This window comes from Faecalibacterium sp. Marseille-Q4137 (genome assembly GCF_017377535.1).
Taxonomy (GTDB): domain Bacteria; phylum Bacillota; class Clostridia; order Oscillospirales; family Ruminococcaceae; genus Faecalibacterium; species Faecalibacterium duncaniae.
On sequence record NZ_JAFREK010000049.1, the window covers coordinates 1 to 19,044 of the forward strand.

The following is a 19,044-nucleotide window of genomic DNA, read 5'->3' on the forward strand; positions in this document are numbered from 1 at the left end:
CGCTGGGGCTGGGCGAAGAGGTGCGGGCCATTCTGCGGACAGAAAAATCCCGCAGGGAGCGGCAGAAAAGTCCGGAGAATCGGAATTGTTCTGGACACAGGGGGGAGAATTGAGTATAATACAATGGATATTATGGCGGAACAGGCGCATGGGGCTTTGGCCCCTGCGGCCGGCAACGCCGGGAAAAACGGGTGCGGACAGATCCCGCCCCGATGTAAAAGAGGATTTTTGTGAAGAAAACAAAGAAGCTTGTGCCGCAGGTGCTGCTGCGCCGGATGATCCTGGTGCTGCTGGACGCGGCCATCGTGATATTCAGCTTTTACTTTGCCCTGCTGCTCCGGGCCGACGGCGCGGTGGAGGCCAGCTGGTGGCCCCACAACCGTGCCCTGCTCTACCAGAACCTGCCCTGGATCGTGGCGCTCTACCTGCTCAGCTTTCTGGCGGGCGGGCTGTACCATGTGCTCTGGAAGTATGCCGGGGAGCGTGACCTCATCCGTCTGGGCGGCATGATCGCCGTGCCCACGGGGGTGGTCTATTTCGTGAACCATTTCTGCGTCCACGGCGTGCTGTTCGATTCCGCCAACGCCATGGCCGCTGTCCTCATCTTCCTGCTGGTGGGAGGCAGCCGTCTGGCATGGCGGCTCTTCCTGAACCATCCCATCGGCGAGCGGCTGCGGGGCGTGCCCAACAAGGACCCCAACCGCCCCGTGATGATCGTGGGTGCGGGCGAGGCCGGTGCCTGGGCCATCAATGTCTGCAAATCCAACAGCAGCTACGGCCACCCCGTTGTGGCGGTGGACGATGACCTGGTCAAGCAGGGACAGACCATCCACGGCGTGCCGGTCAAGGGCACGCTGGAGCAGATCCCCCAGCTCTGCACCCAGTACAACATCCACAACATCATCATTGCCATCCCCACCCTGCGGGGCAGCAGGCTGAACCATGTCATCGACCTCTGCGTTTCCACCCACTGCCCGGTGCAGATCCTGAGCGATCCCCAGCTGGTGGGCAGCAACGGCCCCCAGCAGGGTGCGTTCCGTGAGCTGAACACCGCCGATTTCCTCTCCCGTGATGAGGTCACGCTGGACAACGAGAAGATCTCCGGCTACCTCACCGGCAAGACCGTGCTGGTGACGGGCGGCGGCGGCTCCATTGGCAGCGAGCTCTGCCGCCAGGTGATGCGCTTCCGGCCCGGCAAGCTGCTGATCTTTGATATCTACGAGAACTGCGCCTACGAACTGCTGATGGAGCTGCAGCAGAAGTACGGCCGCGACATCCCTGTGACCGTGCTGATCGGCTCCATCCGGGATAAAAAGCGGCTGGACGAGGTATTTGAGACCTACCACCCCACCGTGGTGTTCCATGCAGCGGCCCACAAGCATGTGCCGCTGATGGAGATCAGCCCCGCCGAGGCCGTGAAGAACAATGTGCTGGGTACCAAGAACCTGCTCACCAGCGCCAGCGAGCACGACGTGGAGCGGTTCGTTCAGCTTTCCACCGACAAGGCGGTCAATCCCACCAGCGTGATGGGCTGCACCAAGCGGATCTGTGAGATGCTCATCCAGACCTTTGCGGGCAACACCGACATGAAGTGCGTGGCGGTCCGCTTTGGCAACGTGCTGGGCAGCCACGGCAGCGTGATCCCGCTGTTCGAGGCTCAGATCAAGAAGGGCGGCCCCGTCACCCTGACCGACCCCAACATCGAGCGCTACTTTATGACCATTCCCGAGGCGGCCCAGCTGGTGCTGCAGGCGGGTGCGCTGGCCGAGGGCGGCAGCATCTATGTGCTGGACATGGGCGAGCCGGTCAAGATCATGGACCTGGCCAAGCAGCTCATCCGCTTTTACGGCTACGAGCCGGGCGTGAATATGGAGATCAAGATCGTGGGCCTGCGCCCGGGCGAGAAGCTCTACGAGGAGCTGATGATGGACGAGGAGCAGGGCAAGATGCGCCGCACCGAGCACAACAAGATCTTTGTGGCATCGCCCCGGGATATCGACCTGGCCGTGTTCTACCAGCAGCTGCAGGATCTTGCCGCTGCCGCCCAGCACAACGACGAGGGCGTGGTGGATCAGCTGGAAAAGATGATCCCCACCTTTACCCCCACCCGGAAAAATCTAAAGGTGTAAACTCCTTCCGTCATCGCTGGCGCGATGCCACCTCCCTCAGGGAGGGAGGCTTTGCCGTGCGGTCAGGCTCCCTCTCCGAGGGAGCTGTCTGCGAAGCAGACTGAGGGAGTAAACTACGTTCGCAACTGCGGCTCCAAAGCCGTATGCGCTATAAAAACGAGAGGGAAGTATATTATGGAAAAGAGACCGTTTCTGACCGAAGAGCAGGCCCAGGAGATCATCCAGGACGTGCCCACCCCGTTCCACGTCTACGACGAAAAGGGCATCCGTGAGAACGCCCGCCGCATCAACAAGGCCTTCAGCTGGAACAAGGGCTTCCGGGAGTATTTTGCCGTCAAGGCGCTGCCCAACCCCATCATCCTGCAGATCCTGAAGGAAGAGGGCTGCGGCGTGGACTGCTCCTCCCTGACCGAGCTGATGCTGAGCGAGGTCTGCGGCTTTACCGGCAGCGATATCATGTTCTCCTCCAACCAGACCCCCGTGGAGGACATGAAGAAGGCCTACGAGCTGGGCGCATACATCAACCTGGACGATGCCACCATGGTGGACTTCCTGGACCGTGTGGCCGGGATCCCCGAGAACATCTTCTGCCGCTACAACCCGGGCGGGACCTTCCAGCTGGGCGAGAGCGAGGAAGGCTTTCAGGTCATGGACAAGCCCGGCGATGCCAAGTACGGCATGACCGAGGAGCAGATGATCGACAGCTATAAGAAGCTGATGGCAAAGGGTGCAAAGAACTTCGGCATCCATGCCTTCCTGGCCTCCAACACCATCTCCGATGCCTATTACCCTGAGCTGGCAGGCATCCTGTTCCAGCTGGCAGTCCGTGTGCAGAAGGCCACCGGTGCTCACATCGGCTACATCAACCTGTCCGGCGGCGTGGGCATCCCCTACCGCCCCGACCAGACCGAGAACGACATCATGGCCATTGGTGAGGGCGTGCGCCGGAAGTTTGAGGAGATCCTTGTGCCCGCAGGGATGGGTGATGTGGCCATCTTTACCGAGATGGGCCGCTTTACCACCGGCCCCTACGGTGCGCTGGTAGCAACTGCCATCCACGAAAAGCACATCTACAAGGAGTACATCGGTCTGGATGCCTGCGCTGCCAACCTGATGCGCCCCGCCATGTACGGCGCTTACCACCACATCACCGTGCTGGGCAAGGAAAACGCCCCCTGCGACCACAAGTACGATGTGGTCGGCGGCCTGTGCGAGAACAACGACAAGTTCGCCATTGACCGGATGCTGCCCAAGATCGACATCGGCGACCTGATCTACATCCACGACACCGGTGCCCACGGCTCCGCCATGGGCTACAACTACAACGGCAAGCTCCGCAGCGCCGAGGTCCTGCTCTGCGAGGACGGCTCTCACCGCCTCATCCGCCGCGCCGAGACCCCCCGCGACTACTTTGCAACGCTGGACTTCCTGCCCGCCATGAAGCCCCTGTTCGAGGGCTACGACGACTGAGTCTCTCTGAAAACCTGCGAGGTGTGATATGTTTTTTGGATTCCAGCTTACCTGCGGCCTGATGATGGTTTTTTACGGCTACTCGGTGATGAAGAATCCCCGTGTGTGGGGAGATCAGGGCCGTCAGGCAGTCAAGGCGGAGAATTTCCCGGAATACTGCCGCCAGAACGGCCTGTTCTTCCTGAAGGCGGGCCTGATCATGGCGCTCATCGGCGCGCTGGACGCGCTGGTGAGCCTTTCCGGCGCGCTCTACGTCCTGCTGTATCTGTTCGGGCTGGCGTTCTCGTTCTATCCGCTGGTCAAATGGTGCCGCGAGAACGAGGGCTTCTCCTGGCCCTGGCCCCATGTGGAAAGCGAGAAGAAGCGGATCAAAAAGCTGCGCAGGGAGCAGGAACAGGAGCAGCAGGGCGGCTCTGAGAAAAAATAAGAGAGAACCGGAACACGGCGCTCTCCCTGAAGAAGGGAGGGCGCTGCTTTTGTCTGCTGAAGTTTCGACCCTTGACAGCCGGAGCCGCAGAACCTATAATGAAACCACGATGACCCCTCTTGAAACACATTTGGAGGTACAAAATCATGATCAACTATCCCAAGAATTATGCTCCTCTGGCTGAAGAGGAAATGGAGTACACCAGCGGCGGCCTGTCCATCAACTGGATGGCACTGGGTTCCACCGTTATGGGCCTGGCCACCAGTATGCTGGCCTACCTGAATGTCTCCAACATTGCCGGTGTGGCGGTCCAGCTGCAGAAGAAGGACCCCGAGAAGTACCCTGAGCCGGAAGGCACCATCAACGGCAACCTCATCATCGATTCCACCCTGACCTACTTCTCCAGCGTGGCAGGCATCGGCATGGGCCTGCTGAACATCGCTGCGGGCGTGGGCACCGTCTATCTGGGCATGAAGTCCGGTTCTTAAAAATTAGCACTGGACATTTGAGCCAAAACGTGGTATAATTCATCCTGCATTTGCGGGCATCGTACATCGGCTAGTATATCAGCCTTCCAAGCTGAGGAGGTGGGTTCGATTCCCATTGCCCGCTCCATGCAGAAAAAAGCCCTGAGTTCTCCGGAACTCGGGGCTTTTTTGCATATCTGGGGGCAAAATGTTTGGCGTTCATCTCTTGTTTACAAAAAAATTGTTGACATTGTGCATACAACGTATTATATTAAAGGCAAAGGAGCGTGATTTGTATGTCTCAGACAACGGTAAGCATCCGTATGGACAATGAGTTGAAGAACAATTTTGACCATATCTGCACCGAGTTGGGCATGTCGATGTCCACCGCCGTGACCATGCTGGCCAAAAAGATGACCCGGGAACAGCGCCTGCCTTTTGAGCTCTCGGTAGACCCGTTCTACTCCGAGCAGAACATGGCCCGCCTGCGCAAGTCCATTGCGGAGATGGAAGCCACCGGCGGCACAGTCCATGAGGTAAATCTGGATGATTAAAGCGTGGACAGAGGAAGCATGGGAAGATTTTGAATACTGGACGCGGCAGGACCGCAAGGTGCTGAAACGCATTTTGCAGCTCCTGAAGGACATTGACCGCAACGGCTATGAGGGCATCGGAAAGCCCGAGCGCTTGAGCGGCGATCTGTCCAGCTACTGGAGCCGCCGCATCGATGATGCCAACCGCATTGTGTATCGGATCGATGGCAATGTGGTCAAAATCGTTCAGTGCGGTTCACACTATCGGGATAAGTGATGCAAAGCAGATGGCCTGCGGGCTGTCTGCTTTTTTGATGGGGAGAGCTTGTTCACTTTTCCTGTTTACTTTGAAGCGATTTTATAGTAAAATAAGATGAATAAATCAGGGGCAGGGGAAACTCCGGCCTGATGAGAGAAATGATTTAGGTGGTGTATTGATATGGCATTGAAATATCAGCGGATCCTTCTGAAGATCAGCGGCGAGGCCCTGGGCGGCGAAAAGGGCACCGGCTTTGACGAGCCGACCATGGACGCGATCTGCGGCGGCGTGAAAAAAGCCCACGACCTGGGCGTGCAGATCGGCATCGTGGTGGGCGGCGGCAACTTCTGGCGCGGCCGTTCCAGCGGCAAAATGGAGCGCACCCTGGCCGACAAGATCGGAATGCTGGCGACCGTGATGAACGCGCTGGCCGTCTCCGACAAGCTGGAGCAGCTGGGCGTGGAGACCGAGGTGTTCACCTCCATTACCATGCCGCAGGTGGCCCCCGCCTTTACCCGCAAGGATGCCCTGAAGGCCATGGCAGACGGCAAGATCGCCATCTTCGGCGGCGGCACCGGCAACCCCTTCTTCTCCACCGATACCACCACGGCTCTGCGTGCTGTTGAGGTGAGCGCGGACATCATGTTCAAGGCCACCATGGTGGACGGCGTGTACGACAAGGACCCCCACAAGTACCCCGATGCCAAAAAGTACGACACCCTGACCTTTACCAAGGTGCTGGAGGATCGCCTGGCTGTGATGGACGGCACTGCCGCCACCCTCTGCCGCGACAACAAGCTCCCCATCCTGGTTTTTGACCTGGCCGACCCGGACAACATTGCAAAGGCCGTGCAGGGCGAGAACGTTGGCACCCTGGTCTACGAGGGCTGAGCATAGCCCGCATCCCCGTACCATAGAATGGAACAGGCAGCAATTACAGCGCCTGTGCAGAACAATATATAACAGGAGAAAAGGACAATGAGCAGCAACACCAAGGCATTTGAAGAAAAGATGAAGAGCTCCGTGGAGCATCTGGACCGCGAGCTGGCCGCTGTGCGTGCAGGCCGCGCCAACCCCGCCGTTCTGGACAAGGTGAGCGTGGACTACTACGGTGCCCCCACTCCCATCCAGCAGGTGGCCTCTGTGGCCGTGAGCGAGGCCCGCACCCTGACCATTACCCCCTGGGACCGCACCCTGCTGCGCGCCATCAGCAAGGCCATCATGGCCAGCGACGTGGGCATCACCCCCATTGATGACGGCTCCACCATCCGCCTGAACTTCCCGGCTCCCACCGAGGAGCGCCGCAAGCAGCTGGCAAAGGAAGTTGCCAAGCTGGGCGAGGAGGCCAAGGTGGCCGTGCGCAATGTCCGCCGCGACGCTATGGACAAGGCCAAGGCCATGAAGAAGGCCGGTGAGCTGACCGAGGATACCCAGAAGACCATGGAAGAAGAGGTCCAGAAGCTGACCGACAAGTATATCAAGAACATCGACGCAGCCGTTGAGGAAAAGCAGAAGGAGATCATGTCCGTCTGATCGCCGCGGCGAAACGAAATGTGTGAGGTGCCGTGCGCTGGAACGAGTGCGCGGCACTTTTTGCCGAAACCGGGGCAGGGAACCCCCGCCCCGCAAACGCAGGAGAATGATTATGAACCATCCCAAAGAATTTGCCGAGGGCCTTTCCATCGGCATCATCATGGACGGCAATGGCCGCTGGGCCAAGCAGCGGGGCCTGCCCCGCACCGCGGGCCACAAAAAGGGTGCCGCCGTGTTTCAGGATATCGCCAACTACTGCGAGGAGCTGGGCGTTTCGTCCGTGACCTTCTACGCCTTCTCCACCGAGAACTGGAAGCGCCCGCTGGAAGAGGTCTCCGCCATTATGAAGCTGTTCGGCGAGTATCTGCTCAAGGGCTTCAACTATAAGGACCGCAACATCCGCATCAAGTTCCTGGGTGATCGGGCCGCGCTGGATGCAAAGCTCCAGAAGCTGATGAACGAGCTGGAGGAGGACTCCGCTGCCAAGACCGGCATGACCCTGAACATTGCCGTGAACTACGGCGGCCGCCCCGAGATCGTGCGGGCCGCCCGGCAGCTGGCCCAGCAGGTGGCAGAGGGCACCCTCAAGCCCGAGGACATCACCGAAGAGATGATGAGCGACCACATGTATACCGCCGGCCAGAAGGACCCGGATTTCATCCTGCGTCCCTCGGGCGAGAAGCGCCTTTCCAACTTCATGCTCTGGCAGGCCGCTTACGCCGAACTGGTGGAGATGGATGTGCTCTGGCCTGATTTCACCCGTGATGACCTGGATGCCGCCATCACGGAGTTCAACAAGCGCTCCCGCCGGTTTGGCGGCATCTGACCCTTGCAATTCCCAAAAGGAGAAATTTGAATGAAAACTCGTATCATAACCGCAATTGTGGGCATCCTCGTCCTGATCGGGGTGCTGTTCACCTTTGACACGCTGGTGTTCAATTTTGTCATTGCCGCCATCACCCTGATCGCCATCCACGAGATCTTCAAGGCCCTGGGCTTTGGCAGAAAGGAATGGCCCATGTACGCCGTGTTCGTGCCCTACACCCTGCTGATCATGCTGTCCAGCTATCAGGTGTGGCGGCGGCTGGTCATGCCGGCCTCCTTTTTGATGGTGCTGTTCTTCGGTATCTATCTGGTGGTGCGCAACGCACAGGTGGATTTTGCAAAAGCCAGCGGTCTGGTGATGTTTTCCGGCATCGTGATCTTCTGCTTCTACTCCTTTATCCGTTTGAAGGAGCTGCTGCCGGTGGAGACCTACGGCTATGACGCGATGTTCTTTATTCTGCTCATCCTCTGCTTTGCCTGGGGCGGCGATACCTGCGCCTACTTTGCAGGCAGAGCCTTTGGCAAGCACAAACTCTGCCCCGTGGTCAGCCCCAAAAAGACCGTGGAGGGAGCCATTGGCGGCGTGCTGGGCACCATGGTGTTCGGCGTGATCGCCACCGTGATCTACTCCATTGCGGCCAACCGGATGGAGGCGTTCACCCGCACCAACATCGGCGTTTCGATGTACGTGATCATTGCCCTGCTGGCCTGTGTGGCCGCTGTGCTGGGCATCTACGGCGACCTGTTCGCCAGCGTGGTCAAGCGCCAGTGCGGCATCAAGGATTATGGTACCATCTTCCCGGGCCACGGCGGCATTCTGGACCGCTTCGACAGCGTCATGTTCATTGCGCCGTTCGTCACCATGGTGGTCATCGCTGTTTTCTATCACTGAATGCAGGAGGTAGCTTATGTCTAAAAAAATCACGCTGCTGGGTTCTACCGGTTCCATCGGCACCCAGAGCCTGGATGTCATCCGTGCCCAGGGGTATGAGGTGTTCGGCCTTTCCGCCCACAGCCATGTGGAGAAGATCCTGGAGCAGATCGAGGAGTTCCACCCCCGGTATGTCTGCATGACCGACCCCGATGCCGCCGCCCGGCTGGACGCGGCTCTGGCGGGCCGTGCCAACGCCCCCCGGCTGCTGACCGGCCCCGAGGGCCTGAAGGAGCTGGCCGCCATGGACGGACCCGATGTGGTGCTGAACAGTGTGGTGGGCATCGCCGGTCTGGGTGCCAGCCTGACCGCCATTGAGAGCGGCCACGATCTGGCCCTTGCCAACAAGGAGAGCCTTGTCACGGGCGGCCACCTGGTGACCCAGGCTGTGGCAAAGCACGGCGTGAAGCTGCTGCCTGTGGACAGCGAGCACTCCGCCATCTTCCAGTGCCTGCAGGACAAGGAGAGCGCCAAGAGCCTGACCAAGATCCTGCTCACGGCCTCCGGCGGCCCCTTCTTCGGCATGAAGACCGAGGAGCTGCGGGGCAAGACCAAGGCCGATGCCCTCAAGCACCCCAACTGGAACATGGGTGCCAAGATCACCATCGACTCCGCCACCCTGATGAACAAGGGCCTGGAGCTGATCGAGGCGGTCTGGCTGTTCGGCTTGCCCCCCGAGAAGATCCAGATCGTGGTGCAGCGCCAGAGCGTTGTCCACTCTGCCGTGCAGTACAGCGATAACTCCATCATCGCCCAGCTGGGCGTGCCCGATATGCGCATCCCCATCCAGTACGCCCTGACCTACCCGGCCCGTGTGCCCGGTGTGGTGCCCGAGCTGGACTTTACCACCCTGAAGCTGCTGACCTTCGATGTGGCCGACGAGGAGACCTTCCGCTGCCTGGCTGCCTGCAAAAAGGCCATCAAGAAGGGCGGTCTGGGCCCCTGCGCCGCCAACGGTGCCAACGAGGAGGCAGTCAAGCTCTTCCTCGAGGATAAGATCGGCTTCCTCGATATCGGCCGTCTGGTGGAGGCTGTTGTGGACAGCGACAGCTTTGGCGGCGATTACACCCTGGCCGATGTGTATGAGTGCGACAAGATGGCCCGCGCCTTTGTGAGAGCGCACCTGTAAGGAGAACTGATGTCTTTTATTGTCACCTTTATTGCTGCGGTGTTCGTGTTCAGCGCCGTGATCGCCATCCACGAGTTCGGCCACTTCATGGTGGCAAAGCTCTGCGGTGTGCAGGTCAACGAGTTCTCCATCGGCATGGGGCCGGTGCTGTGCAAGCGGGTGCGCAAGGGCACCCAGTACAGCATCCGCGCCCTGCCCGTGGGCGGCTTTGTGGCGCTGGAAGGGGAGGAAAGCCCCGAGAGCAAGCAGGCGGAGGAACGGTCAAACCCCTCAGCCGCCGATGGCGGCAGCTCCCCTGATAGGGGAGCCCTTGGCATAGCGGAGACTTCCCCCGAGGAGGAAAAGCCTGTTGGTATTCCTCTGAATGAGGCCCCTGTCTGGCAGCGGGCCCTCATCATGCTGGCGGGTGCCGGGATGAACTTTGTGCTGGGCTTTGTGGTCATGGCCATCCTCATCACGGCCCAGAACGAGCCCATCACCAGCAAGGTCCTCTATCAGGTGGAGGAAAACGCCCTCTGCGGCCAGACCGGCCTGCAGGCAGGGGATAAGATCCTTGCGGTGAACGGCCGCCGCTGCTTTGTGGCAAACGATATCCTCTATGAGCTGATGCGCACGGAGGACTACACCGCCGATTTCACCGTTCTGCGGGACGGCAAAAAGGTGGAGCTGCCCGGTGTGCAGTTCGACACCTGGCAGGATGACAAGGGCGAGACCCACATGAGCCTGGGCTTTACAGTCTACGGCATCAAAAAAACACCGCTGAACGTGCTGAAAGAGGCGGGCAACAGCGTGCTCTACTACGGGCGCATCATCTTTGCCTCCCTCTCCGACCTGCTGCGGGGGCGGGAGAGCATCAACGACCTCTCCGGCCCGGTGGGCATCGTAACGGCCATCGGGCAGGCCGCCAGCTACGGCTGGCAGGACCTGCTGGAGATGCTGGCGCTCATCACCGTGAATGTGGGCATCTTCAACCTGCTGCCCATCCCGGCGCTGGACGGCGGCAAAGTGGTGTTCCTGCTCATTGAGGGCGTGACCGGCCATGCCGTGCCCGAAAAGATCCAGAGCGGCCTGACCGTGGCGGCCTTTGCGCTGCTGTTCGGGCTGATGATTTTTGCAACTTACAACGATATCCTCCGGCTCATTACCGGGGCAATGTGATACGGAAAGGAAAACGACCATGCGGCAGCTGAAACGAGAAGTGAAGATCGGCAATGTGACCATTGGCGGCAACAACCCCATTGCGGTGCAGACCATGCTGAATGTCCCCGTGGAGGACATTGAGGGCAACGTTGCCCAGGCAAAGCGCTGTGAGGCGGCGGGCTGCCAGATCCTGCGTGTGACCTGCCCCAGCGCGGCGGATGCCAAGTGCATCGAGGCCGTGAAGAACGCAGTGAACATCCCCATCGTGGCGGATATCCACTTTGACTACAAGGCAGCGCTGGCCTGCGCCGACGTTGGTGTGGACAAGATCCGCATCAACCCCGGCAACATCGGCGACGACGACCGGGTCAAGGCCGTGGTGCAGGCCTGCCAGCAGAAGAACATCCCCATCCGCATCGGCGTGAACGGCGGCAGCCTGGAAAAGCACATCCTGGCAAAGTACGGCGCGCCCGTGCCCGAGGCCATGGTGGAAAGCGCCCTGTACCATGTCCGCCTGCTGGAGAAGTTCGATTTCAACAACATCGTCATCTCCATCAAGAACTCCAACGTGCCCCGCATGATGGAGGCCTACCGCCAGCTGAGCGCCGTGACCGATTACCCCCTGCATGTGGGCGTGACCGAGGCCGGTACTTACCAGATGGGTCTGCTCAAGAGCGGCATGGGCATCGGCGGGATGCTGCTGGAGGGCATCGGCGATACCATCCGCGTCTCGCTGGCCGCCGAGCCTGAGAAGGAAGTGGAAGCAGGCTACAACATCCTGCGCGCCGTGGGCTTCCCCGTGGCTGGCCCCGAGGTCATCACCTGCCCCACCTGCGGCCGCACCCAGTACCCCTGCACCGAGATCGCCAACGAGGTGGAAAAGCGCCTGCAGGGCTATAAGAAATCCATTAAGGTGGCCGTCATGGGCTGCGTGGTCAACGGCCCCGGCGAGGCCCGCGAAGCCGATATCGGCATTGCAGGCGGCAAGGGCGAGGCTGTCCTTTTCATCCACGGCCAGCCCATCAAGAAGCTGACCGGGGATAATATCCTCGACCAGTTCATGGAGGAGATCTATAAGATTTAAGGAAACCCTCTCAGTCTCGCTGCGCTCGACAGCTCCCCCAAAGGGGGAGCCAACGCATCTGCAAGGGGAACGGGTGCTGAAGGCTAAACCTCTCCGTCATCTTCGCTAACGCTCGATGCCACCTCCCCTAGTAGGGGAGGCCTTGGCATAGGGCTCATTTTTCGCAATGATCGCCTATCGGCTCCAAAATGCCCTCCTGCCGCAAGGGTAAGACTTTGCGCCAGCAGGGCAAATAGGAGCGAAGCGCCAGACCACGAAAACGCGACGGCCTGCCAAGGGCTCCCCTACTAGGGGAGCTGCCGAGCGTCAGCGACGGCTGAGAGGTTTAACCCCGCCAGCACCCCCAAAAGGTCATGCCGCAATCGCCTCTCCCTTTGGGAGAGGTGGCATCCCGCAGGGATGACGGAGAGGGCGCAGACGCGAAGCGCCTGAGAGGTTCAGAAATAATATCAAAAGGAGTAACCCATCGTGACACCACTTGTATCTCAGCTATGGCCGCAGTTCATGGCGGACCCGGATTTCGCGGCCAGTTTCGGGCGCGTGATCGTGGAGCATGCCCGGATGCTGCGGCAGGAGCGGCAGGTCGTTTTTACCCTGCGCAGTGCCGCCCCGCTGGACAAGGGGCTGTGCGCCCGGCTGCTGGCATCCCTGCAGCCGGATTATGAGGGCTTTGAACTGAAGATCGACAACCTCTTTGGCTATGCCACGCTGGACGAAGCCGCCCTGCGGGAGCTGATGGAGGAGATGAAGCGGGACGGCATCCCCATCAACGGCTTTCTGGACCGGTGCCGGATTACCATCACCGGCCAGAACATCACGGTGGGGGTCTGCCACGGCACCAAGTTTTTGCAGGAGATGGAGTTTGAGCGCCTGCTGGCGGATCGCGTTGCCGCCCACACCGGTGTCAGGCCCAAAGTCACCCTGACAAGCGCGGTGGGCGAGGCCGAACAGCGCCAGATGGAAGAAAAGCTGGAGCGCAAGATCGCCCCGCCGGTGGTCAAGTTCGAGAAAAAGAACACCGCCCCCTCCATCAAGGTGGAGGGCCTTGACCTGACCGACAAGCCCGTGACCATTTTCCACGGCAAGATGTTCACCCCCAAGAACCTCACCCCCCTCAAGGACCTGGGCGGCGAGGGCGGCAAGTGCGTGATCTGGGGCGACGTGTTCTTTACCGAGGTCAAGGGCAACTACCGCAAGATCTACACGGTGTCCATCACCGATTACACCGGCTCCATCAACCTGAAGATCCGCGCGCAGGAAGGGGAGGACTGCTCCAAGTGGGAGAACATCGCTAAGGGCACCACCCTGCTGGTGCGCGGCGACTGCACCTACGACAAGTACGAGCATGACTACATCGTCTACCCCTACGATGTCCTGTTCGTGGAACGGAAAAAGCGGGAGGACAACGCCCCGGAAAAGCGGGTGGAGCTTCACCTGCATACCAAGCTGTCCAGCATGGATGCCTTCTGCGACCCGGGCGGCATCGTCAAGCTGGCCCACCGGATGGGCCACCCTGCCATTGCCATCACCGACCACGGTGTCTGTCAGGGCTACCCGGAGGCCATGCTGGCCACCGACGAGATCCACAAGAGCGACCCGGATTTCAAGCTGATCTACGGCTGCGAGGCCTACTTTGTGGATGATATGGTGCCCTGCGTCTACGGCGTGAAGGACCAGCCGCTGGACGGCGAGTTCTGCGTGTTCGACACCGAGACCACCGGCCTGGACCCCGGCGTGGAGTACCTGACCGAGATCGGCGCGGTGATTGTGCGGAACGGGGAAGTGGTGGAGGAATTCGACACCTTTGTCAAGCCGGGCAAGCCCATCACCCCCAAGATCACCGAGCTGACCGGCATCACCAACGAGATGGTGGCCGATGCCCCCGGGGAAAAGGAAGCGCTGGAAGCCTTTCTCCGGTTCGCGGATGGCCGCATCCTGGTGGCCCACAATGCCCATGCGTTCGATATCCGCTTCCTGAAAGCCGCCGCCAAGCGCAGCGGCATTTCCTTTGAGCCGACCTATATCGACACCCTGACCATGGCACAGGCCATGTACCCGGGCCTGCACAACTACAAGCAGGGGACCATCAACAAGCATCTGGAGCTGCCCAGCTACGAGGCCCACCGCGCCTGCGAGGATTCCGCCGCGCTGGGCCGCATCTTCTGCGTCATGCTCAGCGACCTTGCCGAGAAAGAGGTCACCACCGTGGAGGGCATCAACACCGGTCTGGGCGGCAACCGGGAGGTGCTGAAAAAGAAGTACTTCCACCTCATCATTCTGGTCAAGAACCAGATGGGCCTGAAGAACCTGTACAAGATCGTGAGCGAGGCCCACGTCAACTACTTCTTCAAGAAGCCCCGTGTGCCCCGCAGCCTGCTGAACAAGTACCGCGACGGCCTGATCCTGACCAGCGCCTGCGAGGCGGGCGAGCTTTACCGTGCCGTTGTGGAGGGGCGCTCCTACGAGGAACTGAAGAAGATCGCCTCCTACTACGACGTGCTGGAGATCCAGCCCCTGGGCAACAACGAGTATATGGTGCGGGACGGCAAGGTGGAGAGCGAGGAAGTCATCAAGGACTTCAACCGCACCATCATCCGGCTGGGCGAGGACCTGCACAAACCGGTCATCGCCACCGGCGACGTGCACTTTACCGAGCCGGAGGATGCCATCTACCGCACGGTGCTGCAGGCGGGCAACGGCTTCAAGGATGCGGACACCCAGCCCCCGCTGTTCTACCGCACCACTGAGGATATGCTGAAGCAGTTCAGCTACCTGCCCAAGGAAAAGGCCTACGAGATCGTGGTGACCAACCCCCGCAAGATCGCGGCCACCATCGACAACAACGTGCGGGCCATCCCGCGCGGCACCTACCCGCCCAGCATCGAGGGTGCGGAGCAGCAGCTGCGCGATGCCACCTGGGAACACGCCAGGCGGGATTACGGCGACCCCCTGCCCAAGATCGTGGAGGACCGCCTGAAAAAGGAGCTGGACTCCATCTGCGGCCACGGCTACGCTGTTCTGTACGTCATTGCCGTCAAGCTGGTGGCCTACTCCAACGCGGGCGGCTATCAGGTGGGCAGCCGTGGCTCGGTGGGTTCCTCTGCCGTGGCTCACTTCTCCGGCATTTCGGAGGTCAACAGTCTGCCGCCCCACTACCGCTGCCCCAAGTGCAAGTACAGCGAGTTCATCACCGACGGCAGCGTGGACGACGGCTTTGACCTGCCTGACAAGGACTGCCCCCACTGCGGCACCCGGATGCTGGTGGACGGCCACGACATCCCCTTTGAGACCTTCCTGGGCTTCTACGGCGACAAGGAACCTGATATCGACCTGAACTTCTCGGGCGAGTATCAGTCCAACGTCCACCGCTATACCGAGGAGCTGTTCGGCAAGGCCAATGTGTTCAAGGCGGGCACGGTGTCCGGCATTCAGGACAAGACCGCCTACGGCTACGTCAAAAAGTATCTGGAGGCCCGCGGCAAAACCGTCAACCACGCCGAGGAGAACCGCCTGACCCTGGGCTGCACCGGTGTCAAGCGCACCACCGGCCAGCACCCCGGCGGCATGGTGGTTGTGCCCGATACCTACGAGATCTACGATTTCTGCCCCATCCAGCACCCGGCGGATGATGTGGCGGGCGGCCTGCTCACAACGCATTTCGAGTTCAAGTACCTCCACGACACCCTGCTCAAGCTGGACGAGCTGGGCCACGATATGCCCACCTTCTACAAGTATTTTGAGGAGTACACCGGCATCCCCGTGGACAGCATCCCCATGAACGACCCCCGGGTGTACAGCCTGCTCACCAGCCCGGAGGAGCTGGGCGTGACCCCGGAGCAGATCGACAGCCAGACCGGCACCTTCGGCATCCCGGAAATGGGCACCAACTTCGTGCGCGGAATGCTGGTGGAGGCCCGGCCCCGGAACTTCTCGGAGCTGATCCAGATCTCGGGCCTGTCCCACGGCACCGATGTCTGGACCGGCAACGCCGACGAGCTGATCCGCAGCGGCACCTGCACCATCGCGGAGGTCATCGGCTGCCGTGACAGCATCATGCTCTACCTGCTGCGCAAGGGGCTGGAGCCCAAGATGGCCTTTGATATCATGGAGGCGGTCCGTAAGGGCAAGGTGGCCAAGGGCGGCTTCAAGCCCGGCTGGGAAGAAGCCATGCGGGAGCACGAGGTGCCGGACTGGTACATCGAGTCCTGCCGCAAGATCAAGTATATGTTCCCCAAGGCCCACGCTGTGGCCTACCTGATGAGCGCCATCCGGCTGATGTGGTTCAAGCTCTACCGCCCGGCAGAGTTCTACGCCGTTTACTTCACCGTGCGCGGCGATGATATCGACTATGAGGCCGCTGTGGGCGGTGCGGCTGTGGCCCGCGCCCACATGGAGGCGGTGAAGCGCCGCCTGAAAGAGGAGAAGAACGCCAAGGACGAGGACGTGCTGGTCAGCCTGCAGCTGGTCAACGAAATGCTCTCCCGCGGGTATGCGTTCCTGCCCATTGAGCTGGGCAAGAGCCGCGGCAACAAGTATATCGTGGAGGATGGCAAGGTGCGCCTGCCCTTCTGTGCCCTGAAAGGCGTGGGCGGCACTGCCGCCGCCTCGCTGGAGCGTGCCACCATCAACGGGCAGGAGTATATCTCCGTGGAGGAACTCCAGCAGGCCACCGGCGTGACCAGCGCCGTGATGGAAAGCCTGCGCAGCGCCGGTGTGCTGGCAGACCTGCCCGAAAGCAGCCAGGTGAGCTTCTTCTGACCCCTTGACTTTTGGGAGAAGGCGGCATATAATAAAAATGTGAATGAGAACGTGAACTCTTCACGGGTTCACCAAATGCAACAAGAAGCCCCTCCGGTATCCCTCAATACCGAAGGGGCTTCCTGTTGCCTAGGGGTTAGTGCTTACCGGCCTTGAACTGAGCGTCAAGCCACTTGCAGATGTAATTGCTCGTTACGCCTGCTGCGACGGACAGTATGAATGAGAATAACAGCTCCACGGGTTATCACCTCCTTCACCATAAAATGGTGTCGGAAGGCCGACACTTACAGAATACCATAAAGTTAGACAATTGGCAACGAAAAAACCTCTGCATTGACGTAATGTCTTTGCAGAGGTTTTGCGATTTTGCTACAATATCTGAGCAGCAGGGCATTGGCCCCTTTACGCTTCCTTTTCCATAGCGGCCAGCGGGGTCAGGTACTCCTTGCAGCACTCCTCGTACATGAGGGAGTATTCCTTGCTGGGGTTGTGGTGCATCAGGCTCTTGAGGGTGTGGGAATCGTAGTCATCGCCCTCGCTGGTGCCCACCAGACGGGCCGCCACGTTGGAGCAGTGGTCGGAGATGCGCTCCACATTGTTCAGTACATCCAGGAACACCACGCCGGTATCAATGGAGCAGATGCCATCCTTCAGGCGCTTGATGTGGCCGTCGCGGAGCTTCTCCACCAGAATGTCGATGACCTCTTCCAGCGGCTCCACCTGACGGGCCAGCGCGATGTCATCGTTCTCAAAGGCATCGTTGGTGCGGGTCAGAATCTGCTCCAGCGCGGAATCCAGCAGCTTCAGCTCGTTCTTGGCAATGTCGCTGAAGGAGGCCTCTTTCTCGTAGAGCTCCACAGCCTTTTCCTGAATGTTCACGGCGTAGTCGCCGATGCGCTCGAACTCGGTGACAAAGTTCAGCAGCTCGGTCACGGCGTGGCTCTCGTCGTCGCCCAGCTCCTGGTCAGTCATCTTGATGAGGTAGTTGGAGATCTCCACCTCCATCCGGTCGATGAGGTTCTCCCGCACATTGATGGCGCTCACCACGTCCTCATCCATCTTGAGCAGCAGGGGAGTGGAGAGGCTGACGTTGCGGGCGGCACGGCGGGACATCTTGACCACGGCGCTCTTGGCCTGCTGCAGGGCCACGGCCGGGCTCTTGAACAGGCGCTCGTCCAGCACGGGCATACTCATCTCCTGTGCTTCCTCGGCGCTGTTGGGCACGGTGAGCATGGCCAGCTTGGAGAGCACACTGCTGAAAGGCAGGAACAGCAGCATGGCCGCCACACTGGAAAGGGTGTGGATGTTTGCAATGGTGCTCTTGTTCATCACGTCGCCCCACACCGGGATGCCGATGGTGTACCGCACGGCGTAAATGGCACCCAGCAGCACAAAGCTGCCGATGATGTTGAAATACAGGTGGATCAGGGCGGCGCGCTTGCCGTCCTTGGAGGAGCCGCCGATGGTCAGCAGCGGGGTAAAGGCGGTGCCGATGTGGGCACCCAGAATGATGGGGATGGCGCTGCCAAAGGTGACAAGGCCGGTGCTGGACAAGGCCTGCAGGATACCCACCGAGGCCGAGGACGACTGGATGATGACGGTGACGACCATGCCCACCAGCACGCCCAGCACGGGGTTGGTCATGCTGACGAACAGCTCCTGAAAGGCTGCGCTCTCCCGCAGGGGGGACACGCCAGTGTCCATCAGGCTCATGCCCGTGAACAGGATGCCGAAGCCCAGCATGATCTGGCCGATGTTCTTCTTTTTGGCGTTGCGCAGGAACACATAAAAAATGCAGCCGACAAATGCCACCACCGGCGCAAACGTCTTGGGCTGGATGAGGGTCAGCAGAAGGCTTTCACCCGAGATATCCGCCATGCGGATGAGCTGACCGGTGACCGTGGTACCAATGTTTGCACCCATGATGACACCCACCGACTGCGTCAGGGTCATAATGCCAGAGTTGACAAGGCCGACACAGATGACGACTGTGCCCGCGGAGGACTGGATCACGCCGGTGATGAGGGTGCCGAAAATGACACCCTTGATGGTGGAGGAGGTCAGCTTTTGCAGCACGCCCTGCATCTTGCCGCCCGCCAGCTTTTCCAGGCCGGCACCCATGATCGACATACCATAGAGGAACAGCGCAATACCGCCCAACAATGAGGTGATGTGTGTGATATCCATCTCGATACTCCTAAAAACTTCCTTTTGCTCTTAAAACAAACCAAGGACGGCCGCCCGGGGCTTCCTGCCCTGAACGCCGTCCTTTTTATTATAGCATTGAACTCCCCCGGACAACAAGTGATATGAACCCCAAAAGTTAGACAAAAATCAAATTAAGCGACCCCAACGGTCT

The 19,044-nt window shown here is 60.1% G+C and carries 15 protein-coding genes and 1 tRNA gene; 15 read left to right on the top strand and 1 reads right to left on the bottom strand.

The window, feature by feature from the left end; translation table 11 throughout:
* The first annotated feature begins 230 nt into the window (after nucleotides 1-230).
* The 15 genes from J3353_RS14125 (at nucleotide 231) to J3353_RS14195 (ending at nucleotide 16,685) form a co-directional block, all read left to right on the top strand.
* Nucleotides 231-2,129: a nucleoside-diphosphate sugar epimerase/dehydratase gene (locus tag J3353_RS14125; protein ID WP_005933885.1), complete on the top strand. Its 1,899-nt coding sequence runs from the start codon at nucleotides 231-233 to the stop codon at nucleotides 2,127-2,129.
* A gap of 174 nt (nucleotides 2,130-2,303) precedes the next feature.
* Nucleotides 2,304-3,599, top strand: a complete 1,296-nt coding sequence (locus J3353_RS14130; protein WP_097772276.1) for a diaminopimelate decarboxylase — start codon at nucleotides 2,304-2,306, stop codon at nucleotides 3,597-3,599.
* Between the two features lie 28 nt (nucleotides 3,600-3,627).
* The gene (locus J3353_RS14135) at nucleotides 3,628-4,026 is read left to right on the top strand and encodes a hypothetical protein (protein ID WP_156064843.1); all 399 of its coding nucleotides are present in this window, start codon (nucleotides 3,628-3,630) and stop codon (nucleotides 4,024-4,026) included.
* Between the two features lie 146 nt (nucleotides 4,027-4,172).
* Nucleotides 4,173-4,514 carry a hypothetical protein gene (locus J3353_RS14140; protein ID WP_005933882.1) on the top strand — a complete coding sequence of 114 codons (342 nt, stop codon included), beginning with the start codon at nucleotides 4,173-4,175 and terminating at the stop codon, nucleotides 4,512-4,514.
* Between the two features lie 52 nt (nucleotides 4,515-4,566).
* Nucleotides 4,567-4,641: transfer RNA gene (locus tag J3353_RS14145), tRNA-Gly, on the top strand.
* A gap of 148 nt (nucleotides 4,642-4,789) precedes the next feature.
* Nucleotides 4,790-5,047, top strand: coding sequence for a type II toxin-antitoxin system RelB/DinJ family antitoxin (locus tag J3353_RS14150; RefSeq protein WP_097770730.1), 258 nt, complete (start codon nucleotides 4,790-4,792; stop codon nucleotides 5,045-5,047).
* A complete protein-coding gene (locus J3353_RS14155; protein ID WP_097770731.1) occupies nucleotides 5,040-5,303 on the top strand; it encodes a Txe/YoeB family addiction module toxin in 264 nt (87 codons plus the stop codon). The genes J3353_RS14150 and J3353_RS14155 overlap by 8 nt, the downstream gene beginning before the upstream one ends.
* A gap of 162 nt (nucleotides 5,304-5,465) precedes the next feature.
* Nucleotides 5,466-6,176 (top strand): UMP kinase, encoded by a 711-nt coding sequence (gene pyrH / locus J3353_RS14160; protein WP_005933880.1) that lies wholly within the window; start codon nucleotides 5,466-5,468, stop codon nucleotides 6,174-6,176.
* Between the two features lie 87 nt (nucleotides 6,177-6,263).
* Entirely contained in the window at nucleotides 6,264-6,818 is a 555-nt protein-coding gene (gene frr / locus J3353_RS14165) for a ribosome recycling factor (protein ID WP_005933879.1), read from the top strand.
* A gap of 112 nt (nucleotides 6,819-6,930) precedes the next feature.
* Entirely contained in the window at nucleotides 6,931-7,644 is a 714-nt protein-coding gene (uppS, locus tag J3353_RS14170) for a polyprenyl diphosphate synthase (protein ID WP_035394393.1), read from the top strand.
* 30 nt (nucleotides 7,645-7,674) lie between these two features.
* Complete coding sequence (locus tag J3353_RS14175; RefSeq protein ID WP_156066171.1) at nucleotides 7,675-8,535, top strand: phosphatidate cytidylyltransferase; 861 nt, start codon at nucleotides 7,675-7,677, stop codon at nucleotides 8,533-8,535.
* A 16-nt stretch (nucleotides 8,536-8,551) separates the two neighbouring features.
* Complete coding sequence (dxr, locus tag J3353_RS14180) at nucleotides 8,552-9,703, top strand: 1-deoxy-D-xylulose-5-phosphate reductoisomerase (protein ID WP_207685092.1); 1,152 nt, start codon at nucleotides 8,552-8,554, stop codon at nucleotides 9,701-9,703.
* Nucleotides 9,704-9,712: 9 nt separating this feature from the next.
* Nucleotides 9,713-10,861, top strand: a complete 1,149-nt coding sequence (locus J3353_RS14185) for an RIP metalloprotease (RefSeq protein WP_156066167.1) — start codon at nucleotides 9,713-9,715, stop codon at nucleotides 10,859-10,861.
* Nucleotides 10,862-10,880: 19 nt separating this feature from the next.
* Nucleotides 10,881-11,927, top strand: coding sequence for a flavodoxin-dependent (E)-4-hydroxy-3-methylbut-2-enyl-diphosphate synthase (gene ispG / locus J3353_RS14190; protein ID WP_005933865.1), 1,047 nt, complete (start codon nucleotides 10,881-10,883; stop codon nucleotides 11,925-11,927).
* Nucleotides 11,928-12,431: 504 nt separating this feature from the next.
* On the top strand, nucleotides 12,432-16,685 hold the full coding sequence (locus tag J3353_RS14195; protein WP_207685093.1) for a PolC-type DNA polymerase III: 4,254 nt from the start codon (nucleotides 12,432-12,434) through the stop codon (nucleotides 16,683-16,685).
* 402 nt (nucleotides 16,686-17,087) lie between these two features.
* Here the strand turns inward: J3353_RS14195 and J3353_RS14200 are convergent, their stop codons facing one another.
* A complete protein-coding gene (locus tag J3353_RS14200; RefSeq protein ID WP_005933862.1) occupies nucleotides 17,088-18,872 on the bottom strand; it encodes a Na/Pi cotransporter family protein in 1,785 nt (594 codons plus the stop codon).
* Nucleotides 18,873-19,044: the final 172 nt, after the last annotated feature.